The following is a 16369-nucleotide window of genomic DNA, read 5'->3' on the forward strand; positions in this document are numbered from 1 at the left end:
GCATGACCACGAATGTAATCAGCCTGGTGTCCGTCGGCGCCCACCCCACTTCCGGGCGCCCGCGCCGTGCGGAGCAGGATGCCCGTGCGGTCGAGCTGGGTCTGCAACTGGCTGGGGATAAGTTGCAGGTGCTGCATGCCGGCGACATCGCCGAGCCGACCCTGCGCAGCTACCTGGGCATGGGTTTGCCGCAGTTGCACGTGCTGGAACAACCGGAGGGCAGCGATGCGTTGCCGGTGCTCAGCGAGTACCTGCGCGATGCCGGTGCCCAGGTGGTGCTCACCGGCAGTCAGGCCGAAACCGGCGAAGGCTCGGGTATGTTGCCGTTTCTGCTCGCCGAGCAATTGGGCTGGCCGCTGATTGTCGGGCTGGCGCAGGTGGAATCCATCGACGGGGGCGTGGCCCATGTGCTGCAAGCCTTGCCACGCGGCCAGCGGCGGCGCTTGAAAGTACGCCTGCCGTTTCTGGCCACGGTGGACAACGCCGCGCCCAAACCTCGGCAAAGCGCCTACGGCCCGGCACAGCGCGGTGAGTTGGCGGCCCATGAGGTCGAGGTTCATGCCGATGAGTTATTCACAGGCGCCGTGCTGCAACCGGCCAAGCCTCGTCCAAAACGCCTGAAGGTGATCAAGGCCAAGAGCGGGGCTGACCGCATGAAGGCGGCGACGGCCAAGGCCAGTGGGGGCGGAGGGCAGGTGCTCAAAGGCGTCAGCGCAGAAGAAGGCGCCCAAGCCATTCTCAAACTGCTCATAGAAGAAGGCGTTGTGCGCTGACCCGCTGTGGGAGCCCAGTGAACCTCGTTTCCACGCTCTGCGTGGGAATGCCTCCATGGACGCTCCGCGTCCCGGCAAGCACGCAAGACTCGAACCTCGTGCATCTTGTGACGCAGAGCGTCACGGGCTGCATTCCCACGCGGAGCGTGGGAACGATCGATGCTCAGAAGCTGATGAACCTCGTTCCCACGCTCTGCGTGGGAATGCCTCCATGGACGCTCCGCGTCCCGGCAAGCACGCAAGATTTGAACCTTGTGCATCTTGTGACGCAGAGCGTCACGGGCTGCGTTCCCACGCGGAGCGTGGGAACGATCGACGCTCAGAAGATGATGAACCTCGTTCCCACGCTCTGCGTGGGAATGCCTCCATGGACGCTCCGCGTCCCGCCAAGCACGCAAGACTTGAACCTTGTGCATCTTGTGACGCAGAGCGTCACGGGCTGCATTCCCACGCGGAGCGTGGGAACGATCGATGCTCAGAAGCCGATGAGCCTCGTTCCCACGCTCTGCGTGGGAATGCCTCCATGGACGCTCCGCGTCCCGGCAAGCACGCAAGATTTGAACCTTGTGCATCTTGTGACGCGGAGCGTCACGGGCTGCATTCCCACGCGGAGTGAACTGACCCCCAAAGGTTGGACACAACCTTTGGGGGCGTCATGGGTAAGTACACAGAGCAAGCAAAACTCGCAGCCGTGCAGGACTATTGTTCCGGTAGCGCGGGTTTGAGGGATGTTGCACACCGTCACAATGTGGACTTTTCATCCCTTCGTCAGTGGGTCGCGGCCTATCAAGTGCATGGCGTTGCTGGACTTAAAGAGAAAAAGCTGCAGCGCTATAGCAACGACTTCAAACTGTCTGTTTTGAACCGTATGCGTGAGGAACAGCTGTCCTATCGGCAGACGGCGGCCTTGTTCGACATCCGTAAGTTCGACATCATCGGCCTCTGGGAACGCCGCTTTGATGAGGGCGGTTTTGATGCCCTTACCAAGCAGCCTAATAGAGCCGGACGTCCGAAAAAAATGCCGACCACCATTTCTCCTGTTCAACCCAGCTCAACCGATGACGAATCGCGCTCACGCGATGATTTGCTTGCCGAGGTGAAGCAGTTGCGAATGGAAAACGACTACCTAAAAAAGCTCGATGCCTTGGTTCAGGAGAAGAAACGAATAGCGCAGCAGAAAAAGCGCAAATCGTAATAGGACTGAGGCCGCTGCATTCTCTCGAAAGCCTGCTGAAATTTGCCGGTTTGGCACGCAGCACCTTTTGCTATCAGCAAAAGGCGCTGCAAGCGGCTGATAAGTACGCAGAGCTGAAAGACAAGATTCGCTCGACGTTCGACGAGCACAAGGGCCGGTATGGCTATCGCCGCATAACGGCTGCTGTACGGAGCGCTGGTCATCTCGTCAATCACAAGACTGTTCAGCGACTGATGGCGCAGCTTCAGCTCAAGAGCTTGGTGCGGGTGAAGAAATACCGGGCCTACAAGGGAGAGGTAGGCAAGGCAGCGCCTAATCTTTTGAAGCGTGAGTTCGAAGCTCCGTCACCCAATCAAAAGTGGGTAACCGACGTTACAGAGTTCAAAGTTGGAGGTCAGAAGCTTTATCTGTCTCCCGTTTTGGATCTGTACAACGGCGAAATCATTTCCTACGAGGTTGCCAGAAGACCGTTGTTCGATATGGTTGGGAAGATGCTCAAAGGTGCATTCAAGCGGCTTCAGCCGCATGAAAAACCGGTTTTGCACTCAGACCAGGGCTGGCAGTATCGAATGCCCATTTACCTGCGGGCTCTCAAAAAATGCTCCGTTACGCCGAGCATGTCGCGCAAGGGTAACTGCTATGACAACGCGGCCATGGAGAGTTTCTTCGGCACACTGAAGTCCGAATTTTTTTATCTGAATAAATTTAACGACCTGGATGAGCTTCACGCAGGCATCGACGAGTACATCCAGTATTACAATCACTCGCGTATCAGACTGAAGCTAAACGGCCTGAGTCCTGTTGAATACAGAATTCAGGCCGCTCAGGCATAGATAGAAAATCGTCCAACTTTGTGGGGTCAGTTCAGAGCGTGGGAACGATCGATGCTCAGAAGCCGATGAGCCTCGTTCCCACGCTCTGCGTGGGAATGCCTCCATGGACGCTCCGCGTCCCGGCAAGCACGCAAGATTTGAACCTTGTGCATCTTTGTGACGCAGAGCGTCACGGGCTGCATTCCCACGCGGAGCGTGGGAACGATCGACGCTCAGATACTGAGATTGAGCCCCCTCCCACATTGTGATCTCCATCAGAATCTTAGGTTAAGGGGGGGCTGGCGCAGGCTTGGGCACCAGGTCCGGCAGCGGCGGCGGCAGCGGCTGCCAGGTGGCATCCGGTTGTTGCATCGGCGGTGGCAGCGCCGGCGCAGGGTCGCCCCCAATTGGCTTGAGAATCATTTTTTCGGTGGTGTCGCGCAGGATCATGCCCTGCGTCGAACTGCGCGCCTCGGTGCCGCTGTGAAAGGTGCTGATCTGGGAAATCGGCAGGTCCAGGTTGCGTTCGATTCTCGGGGTCAGCAACAGGATAATCTCGGTTTTCTGCTGAGTGTTCTGGTTGGAGCCAAACAGCTTCTTACCGATCCACGGGATCTGGCTCAACCACGGCAAACCCGAGCCCTCGTCGACGTCCGCCGTGCGAATCAGCCCCGAGACGATCTGGGTTTCATTGTTGCGCGCGGTCAGCAAGGTCTTGGTGGCCCGTGAGCCGAGCTCGAACGTAGCCGGTACATGTTCCGAGCCGGCAATGCGCTTGGTGATATGGCTCATTTCCACGCTCAGCTCCAGGTTCACCTCATCGCTCAGGCTGATATTGGGCTTGACCGTGATCTGCAACCCCACGTCCTGGTAAGACACCGACGAGGTGGTGATCTGGTTGGCGGTGGTGGTGGTGACCACAGGGATCTTGTCACCGATGTTCACCTGGGCTTCTTCACGATTGCGCACCCGCACCCTGGGGTTGGCCAGGGTCACGGTGTTACCGCTGCGTTGCAGCATATTGATGCGTGCCGAGGTGCTGCCCGAGTCGAGCAGGATGTTGTCGCCATTGATCCCCCGCAACGCGCTGATCGGAATGCCCGCCAGCCCGGCAGGTACGTTGGCGAGGTTGCCCACGGATAAGCCGATGCTCTCCGGGTATTGGATGCCCAGGTTCAATTCGTCGGTCAGGCTGACCTCCAGCACCTGAATGTCGATGGTCACTTCCGACTGTGCGATATCGATGGCCTCCACCAGTTTCTCCACGGCGCTCAGGGTGTCGAGGCCGTCGCGCACAATCACGGCGTTCAAACGCTCATCCACCAGCACTTCCTTGGGCTTGAGGGCTTGCTTGATCTCGGCGCCCACCACCTTGGGGTCACTGTGGCTGAGGTAAAACGTGCGCACTGCCAGCTCGCGGTATTCACGTTCTTTGTCCGGGCGGCGCGGGTAGACCAGGATGGTGTTGGCGTTGAGGATCTTCTTCTCCAGGCCCTGGGTGGTCAGCAACAGGTTCAGTGCGTCCTCGGCGGTGGTGCGACTGGCGGTCATGCTGGCCGATGCGCTGGGATTGACGTCCTTGTCGATCACAAAATTGACCCCGGACAGCCGCGCGATCGTCTCGAAAATCGTGGACAGGCTCTGGGCGCTGAACTCAAGGCTCAAAGGTTTGCGCATGGCTTCGGAGAGGTCCGCGCTGAGATAGTCGGCGCTGACCAACTCACGGGTCAGGGCGTTACGAAAGTCCAGGGCCTCTCGGTAGTTAGGCTTTTGCGCGATGATCCGGCGTACCAGGTTGAGCGCTTCCACCGGGTTGGAACGCTTCATGTCATAGGCCCGCGCCAGCTGCGGGCGCAGGTGCTTCATCGCCTGGATGCTCTGGATTTCCTGGCGCGCGCCGAGGTTGCCGGGGTCATATTTGAGGATGGTTTCCAGGGCGCGGATGGCGGCGGTATCGTCGCCACGCATCAGCGCGGTGCTGGCTTCGCGGCTGTATTGGGCCACCAGCAGTTCCAGCCTGCTGAACTGCGCGGTGCGCAGCTGAATATCGTCGGGATCCTGTTTGGCTTCGGCCTGCAGCACCTCGACAGAACGCACGATGTCGCCTTGTTTGCGTAACTCATCGCTTTGCCTGATCGCCCGCTGGGTGTCGCACGCACTCAGCGCGAACAGCGCCAGGCTCAAGGGAATCCATCTAAGCGGCATAAGCGTGCCCCTCCCGGGTCAGTGCTTGTCCAGGCGCAGGGTGCTGACCTGCTTCAACGGCAGGTAGGTCAGCACCACGGCGGTGTCGGTGAGTTTGTCCAAGCGGTAGTGGGCGTCCAGCATCTTGCCGGGCACGATGCGCCCGGGCACCGAGCATCGGTTGCACAGGGTGTACTGTTTGCCATTGCCGCTGAGCACGACGATGTTCGCCTGGTTCTCGTAGCGCCATTGCGCGCTGACCGTGAAGGGCAGCGCCGGCGGCGTGGGCGCTGTGTTAACCACCGGCGCGGGAGCAGGCGGTGGCGTCCAGGTTTGTACGGGGAACAGATCGATCTTCGCCAGGGGCGTTTCGGCAATGGCGGCGGGCGCCGGTCCAGTCGGCGCCGGTGTGGCGGTGACAGGGGCCGCAGCGTGGTCGGGAGGTGCGGGTTCGTCCTGCCAGAACAGCCAGGCGCAACCGATCAACGTCAGCAGCAGGAGGAGGCGCAGGTACACCGGCAGCTTCATTCCACCACCCCCAGGACGCTGATTTTAAGGTCGATGGTGAGTAGGCCGCTGGCGATGTCCTTGCGCTCCAGGGTCAGGTTTTCGATGCGCACCGCCGGCTCCTTGGCGATATCCGTCAAGGCTTCGCGCAGGAGAAAGTAGGGGCCGGAAAGAGGGATCTGCGCATCCAGGCGCTGCAATCCGGTATCCCCCGGCGTGGAGTAGGCCAGGGTGGTTTGCTCAATGATGAAACCGCGCTGGCTCAGCAGGCCCAGCAGTTTTTCCAGGCGCGGGGCAAAATCGGGTGCCGTGGGTAATGCCTCGACCGCCGCCGGTTCAGTTACCTGAACCGCCTGGGGCTGTTCGTCGATACCCGCTTGCAGCGCCTGGCGTCGCTGGCTGTCGGCGCTGCTTGCCGGCTGAATCACCGCCACCTCAATCAGCAACGTCGCTGCCATTACCCCCACGGCCAGCAGGCCCCAGAAGCCCAGGCGCTGGCGCGTTTGCATCAGGTACCAACGCAGGCGCGGCAAGTGGCGAGTGAGGGCACCCATGGGCGGCTACCCCGCGCCAACGGTGAGTTTGACTTGCACCGGATGCTGCGGGTCTTGGGTCTTCAGTGCGCTTTGTTGCAGGTTCACCTGCACCCCTGGCTGGGCCTTGAGCCGGTCCACGAAGCGAAACGCATCCCCCAGTTGCTTGGCTTCCAGGTCCAGGTGCACGACCTGGGCCTGGGTGTTGACCTCCACGCGGGTCAGGGCGATTTCCTTGGACCAGGCCTGCGCCACGCCATCCATCAGGGCAAACGGCGTGATCTTTTGCCGGGCGAAGCTAGCCAGCTGCTGTTTTTGCTGGGGTGACAAACGGATGGCGGCCTGGATCAGCTGCTCCTGGCGGCGGGTGAGTTGAATAAATTGCTGCTCCAGCACATCGGTCTGTTGCTGCTGTTGCACCATGCGCTGCCAGTGGTGCCAGGTGCTTGACAGCAACAGACCTGCGACCAGCCACAACCCGGCTACCAGGGCACGATGGGTGGGGGTGGGGCGTTGGAAATCAACGCTGGGCGCACGGGGCGCGCGCAGGTGTTGCCAGACACCCGCGAGCCTGGATTTCATGACGGCGACTCCTCCAGCCACGGATGCACGGGCCCCAGGCGATTGTCCACCGGGGCGTTGCTGACAACCCGCGTAGCCGAGGCATGTCGTTCTACCAGCAGGTCGGTGGTGAACAGGTTGTCGTTCAAGGTGCTGCCGGGCAGGGTAGGGATCACGCACACCTGATCGATCATGCCGTGGTGTCGGTACAGGCAACTGAGGCTGCCGGCCTCGGGCACGGCTACCACGCAATCGTCGGGCAGGTGCCGCCAGTACTGCCGGGCGACTGCCGTCAGCACGGGCGCGCAGGTCACCAGCGGCAAGCGGTTGAGCGTGAACAGCTCGCGCAGGTCCTGCAGCACATCCCGTGGCGTGGCGACCGCCAGGCGCGGTTGACCGAAAGGGCTATCGGCGACCTGCACCTGCCAGCGCTCGGCATCGATATTGGCCTGCTGGCCGAACGTCGCCTCGGCGAAGCCTTGCCAGTCCTGTGCGCTGTACAGCTCGGGGTGCCAGGGCAGCATCAGGTAATGCACATGGGGAAAACCCAGCAGCACCGTGGCACGGTCGAGAAACTTCACGCGCCCGCGTGGCGCCTGCTCCAGCAGTTCGGCACAGGCGGCCAGCGGCGCGCCCCGGCGTTGCGCGTGGCAGATGGGCGCGCCGCGCCAGCGGGCCCGCGCGGCCCATTCGGCGGCATCGCTGTGCAGCCACACCACGTGCTCAATAAAGGGAAATGACACGGTGGACCTCCTTGAGCGTGGTGTCGCCCTGAGCCGCATGGGCCAGGGCAATGTCGCGGATGAACACATGGCCGGCTTCACGCGCCAGTTCACGCAGGGTGGAGGCGGAGCTGCGGTTGAGCAGGCCTTCCTTGATGCGGTCGGTCAGGGTCAATACTTCGGCCAATGCGAGCCGGCCGCGATAGCCGGTGTGGCGACAGGCCTCGCACCCCTTGCCCACGCGGTAATGACCCTGGTTCAACTGAGCCTCGGGCAGTTGGGCGAGGCGGGCAATGTTCGCGTCGGGCGCGGCCTCCTCGGCGCAGTCCGGGCAGACGCGTCGCACCAGGCGTTGGGCGACCACGCCGTTGAGCGCTTCGACGAAACTCGCCGGGTCGACGTCCATGTAGGTAAAACGCTCCAACACGCTGAACGCGCTGTTGGCATGCACCGACGACATCACCAGGTGCCCGGTCAGAGCGGCCTGCACCGCAATGCCGGCGGTTTCACCGTCGCGAATTTCGCCCACCAGGATCGTGTCCGGGTCATGCCGCAGGATCGAGCGCAGGCCGCGGGCGAAGGTCAGGCCCTTCTTGTCGTTGACCGGGATCTGCAGCACGCCGGGCAGTTCGTATTCCACCGGGTCTTCGATGGTGATGATTTTTTTCTCGCCGGTATTGGTCTCCGACAAGGCGGCATACAGCGTGGTGGATTTGCCGCTGCCGGTGGGGCCGGTGACCAGCAGCATGCCGTAGGGCTCGCTGGCCAGGACGCGAATGCGCGCGATAGTGTCGGCGGCCAGGCCCAGGGCCTCCAGGCTCAGGGATTCGCCGCGCTGGGATTTGTCGAGGATGCGCAACACCGCGTCTTCGCCATGAATGCTGGGCATGATCGACACGCGAAAATCCACTTCGCGGCTCTGGATCTTCATTTTGAAGCGCCCGTCCTGGGGCACCCGCCGCTCGCCGATATCCAGCTCCGACAGCACCTTGATCCGCGACAGCGCCTGCTCGGCCATGTCCAGGCCGCTGGCCTGGCCCATCTGCTGCAATACACCGTCGATGCGGTACTTGATCACCAGGCCGGCGGGACTGGTTTCCACATGGATATCGCTGGCGCGGCTTTGCAGCGCGTCGAACAGCATGGAGTTGACCAGACGCACCACTGGGTTGTCGTCGCGGGCGATGCTGCTCAGGGAAATTTCCTGGGCGGCCTGGCTGATCGGTGCGTCGGGGTCGTCTGCGCCAAACGGCTGCATCACCCGCTGGCTGGCTTCGGCCTTGGTCAACCGGGTCTTGACGGCGCCGGGCAGGCTCATGGCCAGGGGCAATTGGCGCAAGGTGCTGGAGGACTGCAGCCAGTGTCGGCTGGTCAGGGTGAAGGGGTCGCCCAGTACCAGGCACGGCTGGCCCTCGTGGTCCAGGGGCAGCACGTTATGCACCAGTGCCTGAGGCAATGGCAGCAGGTCAAAGCGCCAGTGTTCATCGAGATTTTCCGGGGCAATGGCGAGCATTCCCAAAGTATGGGCGATCGTCGCCAGCTGTTCGGGCGCTGTGTGCAGCACCTCCAGCAGGTAATTGGATACGCTCAACCCGCGTTGCTCTGCGAGAGCCTGCATTGCCGTGTCTGTTCGCTCATCGCACTACCCCTGAATGGAGCCCGCCAGTTCAAAGATCGGCATGTACAACATGAACACGATCAGGCCAATCAGCCCGCCCACCACCAGCATCAACACCGGCTCGAAGACCTTGCTGAACAGCTCGATGGCGCGCTCCAGCGCCTCATCGTGAAACTGCGCGATGCGCTCGCACATGGCCGCCAATTCGCCGCTTTGTTCACCGACCCGCAGCAGGCGTTCGGCGACGGCGGTGGTCAGTTGGTGACGGGCCAATGACGTGGACAGCGGCTGACCGGACTGGATATCGATCATGGCTTGGCGCAGGGCTGCCTGGCGTTCCACAGGCAGCAGGGCACCGGACAGTTCCACCGCTGTGACCACCGGCATTCCGCCCATCAACAGCATGCCGGCGGTGCGATAAAACCGCGCGAGTACAAACAGCGTGCGCTGGGCGCCCAGGCTGGGAATCTTCCAGAACAGCTCGGCCGCGCGACGTTTGAACGCGGCACTGCGAAACAGCAGCACCAGCGCGACGATTGCCAGCACCAGGCCGATCAGTAACTCCATGCCGCGCGCCTCCACCAGCGCGCCCCACCACACCATCAAACGCGCGGTGGCAGGCAGGTCGTTGACCGCGTCGAACACCGAAGCGAAGCGTGGGATCACGAAGAACAGCAGAAACAGCAGGATCAACGCACCCACGCTGAGCACCACCACGGGGTACATCAGGGCGCCGCTGACGCGTTTTTTCACGCTTTCCAAGTGCGCTTCAAAATGATGGTAGCGGCGCAGGGCCACGGCCAATTGGCCGCTGTGCTCGGAGGACGCCACGGTGGCGATCAACAGCGACGGGAACGTCTGCGGCTTGAGCTGCAGCGCTTTGGATAACGAGTTGCCCTCATACATCGACGCCAGCAGGTCGCTCATCACTTGCCGGTTGATGCCAGGCGGTGCCTTGTCGCGCAGGGTTTCCACGGCTTCCACCAGCACCAGGCCGGCGTCGAGCAGCACCACCAATTCCTGGATGAACAAGCCAAGGGCGAACCTGGACCGCCGGCTCGGTAATTTGAGTTGGCGACGGGCTTTCAACGAGATGACCTGGGCGCCGTCGGCCTGCAATTGCCGGCGCGCCTGGGCCAGGTCGGTGGCTTGCAGATGCAGGGACTGCAAGTGGCCATCGCGGATGATTCGCGCGTCGATGTCGATCATGGCGTTTGCCTGGCCAGTTGCTGGCGCTGCTGCAGCAGCTCGCCGTAATAACGCCACACGGCGCGAGCGTAGCGTGTGCGCCGCGCTTCACGCTCCGGCTTGGCGCCTGCGTTGTAAGCGCCCACGGCCTGCCAGCCATAACCTTTTTCGCGGATGAAACCGGCGAGAATCCATGCGCCGACCATCACGCTGGTGCAGGGTTGCTGGAGCAGGTGCCGTTCGGTGATGCCGAACGCGGCCAGCGCGGGCAAATGGCGGCTGTTGATTTGCATCAGGCCGATATCCTGGCTGCCGTCGGTGTTGATATTGCGCGCGTCAGGGTTGAGGCCGGACTCGACCTTGGCAATGGCATACAGCAGCAGTGGGTCGACGTGGTAGCGGCTGGCTGCCAGTTGCCAGCAGTTGGCCTGGGCTGTACCCGTGAGGCACAGGAGCGTCAGGACCAGCCGCAGCGTGCGCATGTCACAGACCGTACACAATGTCGGCGTAGGTGTTCACACCGCCGGCCTTACCGTCGCGGCCCAGCGAGATGATTTCCGCATCGTTGGGCGGGGTGCCGGGGTTCTTGTAGAGATAAGCGTTGCCCCAAGGGTCTGGGGGTAACGTTTTCAAATACGGCCCCTGCCAATTGCCCGAATTGGTGGGCCGCGTGGTCAACGCATTCAGGCCGAGGGTTTCGTCGGGGTAGTTGCCATTGTCCAGACGGTACTGGTTCAAGGCATCGGCGAGGGACTTCATCTGGCCCTGGGCGGTTTGCACCTTGGCGAGTTCAAGGCGGTCGAACATCTTCGGGCCGACGTAGCCGGCGAGCAGGGCGATGATCAGCAGGACGACCAGCAGTTCAAGTAACGTAAAGCCGCCCTGAGGCGGGGCGATAAGCGTGCGTGCGCGCATGGCAATCCTCGACGGTTGGGAGTAACTCTCTGCCGGCCCGTTGGGGAAGCGGGCACCGCCGGTAGGACTGCGTTATAACCATTACTGCTTCCAATTGTAGCGGTGCGCGATATAAGGCGCCGTAAGGCGCCCTATAACGTTTGGCGCTTGCTGTTATCAAGTCAGCGCATATGCCGGTGACTCAAGGAACAACATCCCATGCGCGCTGCCAGAAAGTGGAGCCGGGTTTGCCGGGTTCATTTTCAATCTGCCCGCACCATGCGCCTGCTGATCCCTGTTTGCACCGATACTTCACTCCATGGTTGGAGACTTGTGAGCCGCTGTTGTAGGTGTAGGCAACTTCCGATAGCCACTGAGGGAAACCGTCATTGTGCCCAGCCTTTTTGATCACGAAGGTCGTTTCCTTCTGGCCGTTTTTCCGATTTTGCGCGTCATAAACGCCTAATTTAATGATGTAGTTAGGCTGCGGAGCGCCCGGAACGGGATCGACATACGGGCCCACCTTGAAGGAAAAGGTGCTCTGGTGGTTGGGTGGGGGCGAAGCATGGTCCGAAGCGTTTGTGGACCATATATACGTAAGAGGACCGTTGTGTCCGACTGAGCTTCTGCCGTCGAATGTGACGGTTTCACCTTCTTTGGCTTCGGTTGGGCCTTGGAAGTTGGCAGTAGGAGGGCGTTCATCAGGGGTTTCACCGCCGCCGGTAATGATCGACATCACCTGTTTGTAATGCGGGTTAGTGGCATAGGTTGCATTGGCCTGCGGGTTAGCAGAGTTGAACGTAACCGTACCATTGGCTTTTACGCCGATTTTGGCAATGGCAGGGGGGACCTGGTTGGCTATTTCCAGTCCCCATTTGGCCGGTGCCAAATTATCGGTTCGGATTTTCTGGGTGATATCCACCAATTCCGTTCCTTTGGCATCGACCCCAAAGATCCGGAAGTGGACGGAGTCGCCGACTTTGAGCGATTGCATATCGGGACCGATGTAAGGGCCGATATTTGTCAGCGGGTCCGGAACACCGCCACTTTGGAACCTTACATCTGAACAAGAAATGAAGAACTCGCCATTTGGATCATCCCTGACCCATATTCCTACCACCAATCCATTACCCGATGCGTTGCTGGGGATAGTCCGATTGATCACATAAAAACCTGCAAGCCCGGGGAGCAAGGCGGGTGGGTTCCAATTGGTGTACGCCTTTTCGAGTCTTTCGGGTCCCCCCAAGGCGATTAAATCACTCCATTTCAATACGTCAGTCGCGCTGTTAAAACCAGGCCTGGTTATAAACGCATAAAACGTGCTGGGCACATGAAGAATTGTGCCAACAAGGCGTATAGCCAGTGATTGACCTGGCACTACATTTTCCTTGTACTTTGTCCATAACGGAGTGGGGTAATCCAAGCTGGCTTTTTTCGGATCATTTGCTGCGCATATGTGGCCGTCCGGAATAATGGCCTTGATCTGATCCAACGTCGGATGGTTGATCTCCGGAATCTTCGCAACCTCGTGCCATTGATCGGCGGCAATTGCCCAGTCATTGGTGGAATTGAATGTTTTTGTAAAAGCCTCTCGACAGCCTTCATCTTTAATAGATGAGCCATTAGCAGAGCCCCAGTGTCCTCCCGTTACGTAACAGTTCAAAGCACGGGATGGAGGCGTTTCGACAGCCCCATGCCCCCATCCTGCTGCGGGTGCCAATAACACCGCTGCCAGGACCCACTTGAATAAGTCTCTCGCGTAGCTCTGTAAATTATTCATGCTCTAGTCCACCTTCAATTCAGATAAACAAGTTCCGAACTGCTGGAACGATCAGTGTGTTTACGTCGTTAAGTCATTGAGTCAGCTGATCTCCCATGGGAGCGGTGCGGGTTGCAGGGTTACTCTGTACAGAGCCATACAGAAACACCCACCCTTGATAACTGCCTTGCCCTGTAAAACGTTGGTTAATGACAGAAAAGTTGCCTTGTTTGAACGGTGTGCCTTCGGCCTGGCTGAATACGCCCATGATGGTTTCGCCCGGACCCGCGACCACGCCCCAATCGGTGGTGCCGGTCAGCGGGTCGGTGTAGACCCGGCGCAGATAGCGCTTGATGGTCGGTTGGCGGCGGTCGAGGACCAGATCTTCAAGTGATTTGGGAAAGGTGTTGCCGGCCGCATAGTACAAGCCGATGGCCCGTCGGATTTCATTGCCGCGCGCCAGCAGTTCCAGCTCGCGTTCGCGCTGCAGCACGCTGGACCACAGCGTGCCCACTTCCATCAGCATCACGGCCACTACGGCCACGGTCACCAACATGCCCATGAACACCGAGCCTTGCTGGTGCTGTTTACCAGTCGGCATAGGCGCTCCCGTCATTGGCGGTGCCGGGCGCGCCGCTGCGTACGTCGCCCAGGCCTTGTTCGTCGGAGGGCTGCAGTTGCCAGGTGTCGCGCTTGCCGGTCAGCGGGTCCAGGGGGATTTCACGCAGGTAACGGCGGTCCACCAGGGCTTGCAGGGAGGCGGGGTTTTCACCGTGGTCTTCACGGTATTGATCCAGTGCCTGGCGAATGGTGGAGAGGTTATGGCGCAGCACGGTCTCCTGGGCCTTGGCGTGCTGGCGAAAATATTGTGGCGTGACCAGCGTCATGAGTGTGGCGATGATTGCCATCACCACCAGCAATTCGATCAAGGTAAAACCGCGCTCACCACTGGCTGTATAACGTTCCATTCAAACTCTCCCGTGGGCTGCGGGATGAAACGTCGAATACATCTTCTCCCTCTTGTGGGTTGTCGGCGGTGCTCTTGTAACTGCGCAGTTGCCAGATCTTTTCCGGCGCAAGTTCGGGGCACTCGCAAAGAGGGTCCCGAGGAATGCGCCGCAGAAAATAGAGTTTGTTGCCCTGCAGGTTGGTTTTGTCGGTGACGCCGTCGACCAATATCCGCAAGGAGGGCGGGTAACCACTGTCGGTGACGCTCTTCTCGATGCGTCCGTCGTCACTGGCTTCTTTGTAGGAATCAATGGCGCGGCGTATCTCTCGCAACGAACGTTGCAAGTCGAGTTCTCGGTCGCGTTTACCCATCAATGCTGTCAGCGGATAAGCCACTGTCGCCAGCGTGGCCAGCAAGGCCAGCGTCAGTAGTAATTCAATCAGCGTAAAACCTTTGGCGCAGTGATGGCTGGGCGTGCCCTGCCACATCACCGTTCTACCTCCCGATCAGGCTGCCAAGGACTTCCGCGTTAACCCAGGCCATGGAATTGACTGCAAAGGTGAGTGTAGATGCAGTGTGTTTTTTGTACAGGTATGCAGTTACCCACAAACGCTGTGAGCGCAGCTGTGGATAAGGTGTTCGTGGGTGCCCACAAGCCTCGTCAATCGAGGGCTACAGGCTCCTGTACGAAAATTGATCAAGCTAAGTCACGGTTTTTTGGTGCTTTTCCGTGTGGATAAAGGTCAGGCATCGGTTGGACTTGCCCCCAAAGTCTGTTGGCGCTTCTGTGGATAAGATGTTCGCTATCCGCTACAGGCCTTATAAAACGGGGTTCTTAATCGTTTGGTTGTTTATTGATCAAATCGCCGCTTAAACCAAAGAATGGCGCTGAAACCCTCGCGTTATGAAGGTTGTGCTCGGTTTTCCACAGCCTGGTAGAAGTTGCCCCCAAAGTCTGTTGGCGGTTCTGTGGATAAGGTGTTTGCGCACCGCTACAGGTCACGGTTTACGTGGCTTATAGGCTTGTGATTAATAAATGATCAATATATTGAGTGAGCCGTCAACTTGAATAAGTCACGGATTTTCTTCAGTTAATTTTGGCCGGCTAGCGCAGTTGCCCACAATTGCTGTGGGTGGGTTTGTGGATAAGTTGTTGGGTAAAGGCTGCAGGGCAGGCTGGCAGTGGCCTGCGAGAGATATGATCAAATGTTGAGCAGTGTGAGGATCAAATGTGGGAGGGGTAAGCCCCTCCCATCTGTTTTTTTGAGCTATGGGTATCGGTTATTCGTGTGCAGCCACGCCTTTGAGGTAAGGGGCTGGGGCTGCGCCGAGGTTGTTCAGCATGCGCTCGCTGTACCAGTCCACGAAGTTCACCACGCCGAACTCATAGGTCTTGGAGTAAGGCCCCGGCTGGTAGGCGGTGGAGTTGATGCCGCGCTGGTTCTCTTCGGCCAGGCGACGGTCCTGATCATTGGTGGCGTCCCACACCTGGCGCATGCGCTCCACGTCGTAGTCCACACCTTCCACGGCGTCCTTATGCACCAGCCACTTGGTGGTCACCATGGTTTCCTGGGCGCTGATCGGCCACACCGTGAACACGATGATGTGATCGCCCATGCAATGGTTCCACGAGTGCGGCAGGTGCAGGATGCGCATCGAGCCCAGATCAGGGTTTTTGATGCGGCCCATCAACTTGGCGCAGCCCTGCTTGCCGTCCAGGGTCATCGACACCGTGCCCTTGAGCAGCGGCATGCGCACGATACGGTTACGCAGGCCGAAGCTGGCGTGGGCATAAGGGATCTTCTCGGCATCCCAGGCGGCAGCGGAAGCGGCCACGTGGTCCTTGAAGGCCTGGTCGGCGCGTGGGTCGGTGACGTCGTCCCATTCCAACAGGGTTTTCAACAGCTCCGGGTGCGACGCGTTGCAGTGGTAGCACTCGCGGTTGTTTTCCAGCACCAGTTTCCAGTTGGCCTTTTCCATCAAGGTGGTCTGCACCGCCACCTTGGTGTTCTCCATGTCGTAGGGTTCCATGTAGTGGTTCAGCGTCGACAGGAAGTCATCGATGGCCGGCGGGTTCTCGGCCAGGCTGATGAAGATGTAGCCGCCGGCGGTCTTCACGTTCACGGGCTTGAGGCCGTACTGCTTCATGTCGAAGTCGGCGCCCATCTCGGTGCCGGCGAACAGCAGGCGACCGTCCAGTTCGTAGGTCCACTGGTGGTAGTGGCAGACCAATTTGGCCACCTTGCCTTTGTCGCTGGTGCACAGGCGCGAGCCACGGTGGCGACACACGTTATGGAACGCATGCACCACGCCCTCGGCGCCACGGATCACGATGATTGGGTTCTTGCCCACCTGCAGGGTCAGGTAGTTGCCTTTGGTGGGAATCTCGCAGGTCATGCCGGCGATCAGCCACTCTTTCTGGAAGATCTCCTGCATGTCGATTTCGAACAGCCGTTCATCAGAGTAGAACGGCTGCGGCAGCGAAAACGTGCGCTCGCGCTCTTGCAGCATTTGCGCGGTGGCCTTGCGTGCGGGTTCCAGCGGATCGCCCAAGCTCAGGGTTGCGGTGACGTCCATCGTGTGTGTCCTCATGGCCATTCTGTGTGGCCGGCGAATAGTGGCTGATCAGGTGTGCAGCAAGGCGTAAACAAAGCGTCGTTGTTGGGAGCGAGTG

The 16369-nt window shown here is 60.0% G+C and carries 16 protein-coding genes; 2 read left to right on the top strand and 14 right to left on the bottom strand.

Annotated elements, in window-relative coordinates; all coding sequences use genetic code 11:
- The first annotated feature begins 2 nt into the window (after positions 1-2).
- Positions 3-773 (top strand): electron transfer flavoprotein subunit beta, encoded by a 771-nt coding sequence (gene etfB, locus OSC50_RS00945; RefSeq protein ID WP_253509655.1) that lies wholly within the window; start codon positions 3-5, stop codon positions 771-773.
- 655 nt (positions 774-1428) lie between these two features.
- Positions 1429-2801, top strand: a protein-coding gene (locus tag OSC50_RS00950; protein WP_266247180.1) for an IS3 family transposase whose coding sequence is annotated in 2 segments (ribosomal slippage) — positions 1429-1900 and positions 1900-2801 — 1374 coding nt in all. Because the reading frame shifts where the segments join, the coding sequence is not laid out codon by codon here.
- 267 nt (positions 2802-3068) lie between these two features.
- On the opposite strand, the gene OSC50_RS00955 is transcribed toward OSC50_RS00950, so the two are convergent.
- The 14 genes from OSC50_RS00955 to gbca all read right to left on the bottom strand — a co-directional run bounded on the left by OSC50_RS00955 (position 3069) and on the right by gbca (position 16272).
- The gene (locus OSC50_RS00955) at positions 3069-4985 is read right to left on the bottom strand and encodes a secretin GspD/PilQ domain-containing protein (RefSeq protein ID WP_266247179.1); all 1917 of its coding nucleotides are present in this window, start codon (positions 4983-4985) and stop codon (positions 3069-3071) included.
- An 18-nt stretch (positions 4986-5003) separates the two neighbouring features.
- Complete coding sequence (locus OSC50_RS00960) at positions 5004-5492, bottom strand: hypothetical protein (protein WP_266247177.1); 489 nt, start codon at positions 5490-5492, stop codon at positions 5004-5006.
- On the bottom strand, positions 5489-6025 hold the full coding sequence (locus tag OSC50_RS00965) for a hypothetical protein (RefSeq protein WP_266247175.1): 537 nt from the start codon (positions 6023-6025) through the stop codon (positions 5489-5491). The genes OSC50_RS00960 and OSC50_RS00965 overlap by 4 nt, the downstream gene beginning before the upstream one ends.
- A gap of 6 nt (positions 6026-6031) precedes the next feature.
- Positions 6032-6586: a hypothetical protein gene (locus tag OSC50_RS00970; RefSeq protein WP_253509652.1), complete on the bottom strand. Its 555-nt coding sequence runs from the start codon at positions 6584-6586 to the stop codon at positions 6032-6034.
- Entirely contained in the window at positions 6583-7308 is a 726-nt protein-coding gene (locus OSC50_RS00975) for a hypothetical protein (RefSeq protein WP_266247173.1), read from the bottom strand. Before OSC50_RS00975 ends, OSC50_RS00970 begins: the two co-directional genes overlap by 4 nt.
- Positions 7289-8905: a GspE/PulE family protein gene (locus OSC50_RS00980; RefSeq protein WP_266247171.1), complete on the bottom strand. Its 1617-nt coding sequence runs from the start codon at positions 8903-8905 to the stop codon at positions 7289-7291. The genes OSC50_RS00975 and OSC50_RS00980 overlap by 20 nt, the downstream gene beginning before the upstream one ends.
- A 24-nt stretch (positions 8906-8929) precedes the next feature.
- Positions 8930-10114, bottom strand: a complete 1185-nt coding sequence (locus tag OSC50_RS00985; RefSeq protein ID WP_253509650.1) for a type II secretion system F family protein — start codon at positions 10112-10114, stop codon at positions 8930-8932.
- Positions 10111-10575: a transglycosylase SLT domain-containing protein gene (locus OSC50_RS00990; protein ID WP_181080725.1), complete on the bottom strand. Its 465-nt coding sequence runs from the start codon at positions 10573-10575 to the stop codon at positions 10111-10113. The genes OSC50_RS00985 and OSC50_RS00990 overlap by 4 nt, the downstream gene beginning before the upstream one ends.
- A 1-nt stretch (position 10576) precedes the next feature.
- On the bottom strand, positions 10577-11008 hold the full coding sequence (gene gspG, locus OSC50_RS00995; protein ID WP_253509649.1) for a type II secretion system major pseudopilin GspG: 432 nt from the start codon (positions 11006-11008) through the stop codon (positions 10577-10579).
- Between the two features lie 181 nt (positions 11009-11189).
- Positions 11190-12767, bottom strand: a complete 1578-nt coding sequence (locus OSC50_RS01000; RefSeq protein ID WP_253509648.1) for a lytic polysaccharide monooxygenase — start codon at positions 12765-12767, stop codon at positions 11190-11192.
- Positions 12768-12840: 73 nt separating this feature from the next.
- The gene (locus OSC50_RS01005) at positions 12841-13347 is read right to left on the bottom strand and encodes a type II secretion system protein (protein ID WP_266247166.1); all 507 of its coding nucleotides are present in this window, start codon (positions 13345-13347) and stop codon (positions 12841-12843) included.
- On the bottom strand, positions 13334-13714 hold the full coding sequence (locus tag OSC50_RS01010) for a type II secretion system protein (protein ID WP_181080729.1): 381 nt from the start codon (positions 13712-13714) through the stop codon (positions 13334-13336). The genes OSC50_RS01005 and OSC50_RS01010 overlap by 14 nt, the downstream gene beginning before the upstream one ends.
- Complete coding sequence (locus OSC50_RS01015) at positions 13689-14183, bottom strand: prepilin-type N-terminal cleavage/methylation domain-containing protein (RefSeq protein ID WP_266247163.1); 495 nt, start codon at positions 14181-14183, stop codon at positions 13689-13691. The genes OSC50_RS01010 and OSC50_RS01015 overlap by 26 nt, the downstream gene beginning before the upstream one ends.
- Before the next feature lie 793 nt (positions 14184-14976).
- Positions 14977-16272, bottom strand: coding sequence for a glycine betaine monooxygenase oxygenase subunit (gene gbca / locus OSC50_RS01020; protein WP_253509646.1), 1296 nt, complete (start codon positions 16270-16272; stop codon positions 14977-14979).
- Between the last annotated feature and the right edge of the window lie 97 nt (positions 16273-16369).

The sequence above is a fragment of the Pseudomonas quebecensis genome, assembly GCF_026410085.1.
GTDB classification, from domain to species: domain Bacteria; phylum Pseudomonadota; class Gammaproteobacteria; order Pseudomonadales; family Pseudomonadaceae; genus Aquipseudomonas; species Aquipseudomonas quebecensis.

Coding starts and splice junctions, on each gene's coding strand:
- etfB (WP_253509655.1), top strand. CDS start 3: ATGACCACGAATGTAATCAGCCTGGTGTCCGTCGGCGCCCACCCCACT.
- OSC50_RS00955 (WP_266247179.1), bottom strand. CDS start 4,985: ATGCCGCTTAGATGGATTCCCTTGAGCCTGGCGCTGTTCGCGCTGAGT.
- OSC50_RS00960 (WP_266247177.1), bottom strand. CDS start 5,492: ATGAAGCTGCCGGTGTACCTGCGCCTCCTCCTGCTGCTGACGTTGATC.
- OSC50_RS00965 (WP_266247175.1), bottom strand. CDS start 6,025: ATGGGTGCCCTCACTCGCCACTTGCCGCGCCTGCGTTGGTACCTGATG.
- OSC50_RS00970 (WP_253509652.1), bottom strand. CDS start 6,586: ATGAAATCCAGGCTCGCGGGTGTCTGGCAACACCTGCGCGCGCCCCGT.
- OSC50_RS00980 (WP_266247171.1), bottom strand. CDS start 8,905: ATGCAGGCTCTCGCAGAGCAACGCGGGTTGAGCGTATCCAATTACCTG.
- OSC50_RS00985 (WP_253509650.1), bottom strand. CDS start 10,114: ATGATCGACATCGACGCGCGAATCATCCGCGATGGCCACTTGCAGTCC.
- OSC50_RS00990 (WP_181080725.1), bottom strand. CDS start 10,575: ATGCGCACGCTGCGGCTGGTCCTGACGCTCCTGTGCCTCACGGGTACA.
- gspG (WP_253509649.1), bottom strand. CDS start 11,008: ATGCGCGCACGCACGCTTATCGCCCCGCCTCAGGGCGGCTTTACGTTA.
- OSC50_RS01000 (WP_253509648.1), bottom strand. CDS start 12,767: ATGAATAATTTACAGAGCTACGCGAGAGACTTATTCAAGTGGGTCCTG.
- OSC50_RS01005 (WP_266247166.1), bottom strand. CDS start 13,347: ATGCCGACTGGTAAACAGCACCAGCAAGGCTCGGTGTTCATGGGCATG.
- OSC50_RS01010 (WP_181080729.1), bottom strand. CDS start 13,714: ATGGAACGTTATACAGCCAGTGGTGAGCGCGGTTTTACCTTGATCGAA.
- OSC50_RS01015 (WP_266247163.1), bottom strand. CDS start 14,183: ATGTGGCAGGGCACGCCCAGCCATCACTGCGCCAAAGGTTTTACGCTG.
- gbca (WP_253509646.1), bottom strand. CDS start 16,272: ATGGACGTCACCGCAACCCTGAGCTTGGGCGATCCGCTGGAACCCGCA.